Raw genomic sequence first — 2,782 nt, 5'->3', positions numbered from 1 at the left:
GCCGGCCTTGGCGGCGGCGTAGGGGCTGTCGCGGCTGGTGGCGCCCAGGGCCTCGGTCGACGCGATGTTGACGATGCGGGGGGCCTTTGAATTCCGCAGCCAGGGGAGGGCGGCGCGGATGGTCAGCTGGTGCGCAGTCAGGAGGACGGCGAGCGACTTCGCCCAGGCGGCGTCGTAATCCGGGGAGTCGATGGGGCTGAAGGCCGAGATTCCGGCGTTGTTGACGAGGATGTCGAGGCCGCCGAAGCGGGCGGCGATGGCCTCGGTGACGGCGCGGACCTGGCCGGCGTCCGAAACGTCGAGGGCCCAGGCCTGGGCCGAGCCGCCGGCCCGCCGGATGGCCTCCGCCGCAGCCTCCGCGGACTCGCCGTTGAAATCGGTCACGGCGACATGCGCCCCTTCGGCCCCGAAGATCTCGGCGGTGGCCCTTCCCATGCCGGACCCGGCGCCGGTGACATGGGCGATGGAGCCCTGAAGCGAGCGGCTGAGGGCAGGGGGGATCGACATGGGAGGGCTCCGGTCACCGGGAAGGGTGGGCCGGAGTTTGGACCCGATCCGGTCGGCTTCACAACCGCCTGGTCGTCAGAGTCAGCCGGACTGCGACGACGCGTAGGTGATGTAGCCTCGCTCGACCATCCGGCGCAGGGCCTCATAGGCGCCGGACAGCTCCTCATAGCGGGAGCGAAGCTCGGCCAGGCGCATGGCCTGCCGGGTTTCGAACCCCGAGGGGTTCTCGGCCATGACCAGGGCCTCCTTGACCCACTGGGCGCGGGCCAGAGCGGCGGCGACGGCCAGGCGCTGGAACTTCTCGGCGTCCGCGCTGCCGAGGGCGGCCTGGATCACTTCCCGGTTCGAGGCGAAGACCGTGTAGTCGATATGTTCGAGCTGGCCTCGCAGGCGACGCTGGGCGGCGAGGTCCATGTCCTCCTGCGGCTCGAAATGATCGGAGCTGTAACGCGTGAAGCCGGACATGCGGGTCGACATTTCGCTTTCTCCTGCGGGACGCTCTCCTGGTCCCGCAAGGGAGGATTGCGCCCGGGCCGTTAACTTTCAATTGAAGACGCCCGGGACGGGAACCGCCCGTCCCGGGGCCGACTTCAGCTGACCAGGTCCTCCTTGATCGTCTTCCGGGCCGTCCAGAAGAGGGCGGCGGCGATCAGAGTGCAGCAGGAGGTGCAGATGATCGCCCAGCGCACGCCTTCGGCTTCGCCGAGACCCATGCCCGAGGCGAAAAGGTCGGACAGGACGCCGACGATCAGCGGGCCGGCGCCCAGTCCCACCAGGTTGATGATGAAGAGGAGGATGGAAGCCGCCGTCGCCCGCATGTGCGGCGGCACCAGGCTCTGGCCCGAGGCGTAGACGGGACCAAACCAGAGCGAGCCCAGCAGGCCCGGAAGGATCATGACCAGCATGGTCCCGATGGCCGTCGGCTGGAGGTAGCCGAAGATGGCGAAGACGGGCGAGACGAGGGCCGCCACAGCCGGCACGGTCATGTAGGCGCGGATGTCCCGCGCCCCGGCGCGGTCGGCGAGGACTCCGCCCAGCCAGCTGGAGATGACCCCCATGACGCCGCCGAGAATCCCGAGCACCAAGCCCAGGAAGCCGACGGACTTCAGGCCGAAATGCCCGGCCAGCTCGGCCACCTCCTGGGGGTGGTTCCGCAGGTAGAAGGAATAGACGAAGGCTCCGTTGCCATAGCCGATGAAGGCCAGGGTGGCGGCGCCGAAGGCCACCATCCAGAAGGTCTTCTTGCGGGCCAGGTAGGTCAGGGTGGCGCTGAAGCTGCCTTCGGTCTTCTGCGTTTCCGCGATCCGCGCGCGGACGACCTCGGAGAGCTGCTTGCGCGGCTCCCTGAGGGTCAGGAAGACGATCACCGTGAGGACCAGGCCCGGCAGGCCCGCCATCAGGAAGGCGGCCCGCCACCCGAAGGTGTCGGCCATCACCCCGCCAAGGGAGGATCCCAGCAGGGAACCCAGGGGCGTGCCGATGGAGAAGAAGGCCAGGGCCGAGGCGCGCTGGGACTTGGGGACATAGTCGGAGATCAGGGAATGGGCGGTGGGGGTGCAGCCCGCCTCGCCGACCCCGACCCCGATCCGGGCCAGCAGGAGCTGGGCGAAGTTGGAGGCCAGGCCGCAGACGACGGTGAAGCCGCTCCAGAGGGCCAGGGAGACCCCGATGATGGTCACGCGGTTCTTGCGCTCGGCCAGCCGGGCGATCGGCAGGCCGAGGACGGTGTAGAAGATGGCGAAGGCCAGGCCGGTCAGCAGGCCGAGCTGGGTGTCCGACAGTTTGAGGTCGCGCTTGATGGGTTCGGCGAGGATGGAGACGATCTGCCGGTCCAGAAAGTTGACCGTGTAGACCGCCAGCAGAAGGACGAGGGCGTAGCGGCGGAAACCGTCGGAGACCAGGGGGACGAGAGGGGTTTCCTCAGACTCGAGGACATCCTCTGGCGAGGTGGAAACGATGGACACCCTGATCCTCCCGGGGCGATTGTTATTGTTCCTTCCGGTCTAGACGGCGCCGGCGCCCGGGGGCAAGTACCATCCCCGTGAGCGGGCCGGCGACCGGACCCCGCAACCGGAGGCGGGCATGCTGGAACTGGTGATCGGATCGAAGCGCTGGTCGAGCTGGTCGATGCGGCCCTGGCTGGCGCTCAAGCGCACCGGTGCGGCCTTCGAGGAGCGCCTGATCCCTCTTTACCAGGCGGATGGCGCCACCCGTGCACAGATCCTCCCGCATTCGCCGTCCGGGCGCGTGCCGGCCCTGAAGACCGGGAGGATCG

The 2,782-nt window shown here is 68.8% G+C and carries 4 protein-coding genes; 1 reads left to right on the top strand and 3 read right to left on the bottom strand.

Translation table 11 applies throughout. The features are described from left to right. From IM632_RS08260 to IM632_RS08250, 3 genes are all read right to left on the bottom strand, one after another. The coding region (locus IM632_RS08260) for an SDR family NAD(P)-dependent oxidoreductase (protein WP_296552204.1) at positions 1–507 on the bottom strand (507 nt) is incomplete at its 3' end. Positions 508–588: 81 nt separating this feature from the next. Continuing rightward, positions 589–984, bottom strand: a complete 396-nt coding sequence (locus IM632_RS08255) for a hypothetical protein (RefSeq protein WP_293515657.1) — start codon at positions 982–984, stop codon at positions 589–591. Positions 985–1,097: 113 nt separating this feature from the next. Beyond that, positions 1,098–2,471, bottom strand: a complete 1,374-nt coding sequence (locus IM632_RS08250; RefSeq protein ID WP_296482111.1) for an MFS transporter — start codon at positions 2,469–2,471, stop codon at positions 1,098–1,100. A 118-nt stretch (positions 2,472–2,589) separates the two neighbouring features. On the opposite strand from IM632_RS08250, the gene IM632_RS08245 reads away from it, so the two are divergent. Then, positions 2,590–2,782 (top strand): glutathione S-transferase N-terminal domain-containing protein (locus IM632_RS08245; protein ID WP_296552203.1); only part of this gene is annotated, 193 nt, incomplete at its 3' end.

Source organism: Phenylobacterium sp. (assembly GCF_020402505.1).
Classification (GTDB): Bacteria; Pseudomonadota; Alphaproteobacteria; order Caulobacterales; family Caulobacteraceae; genus Phenylobacterium.
This window is presented reverse-complemented; position numbering and strand designations above follow the sequence as displayed.

Coding starts and splice junctions, on each gene's coding strand:
- IM632_RS08255 (WP_293515657.1), bottom strand. CDS start 984: ATGTCGACCCGCATGTCCGGCTTCACGCGTTACAGCTCCGATCATTTC.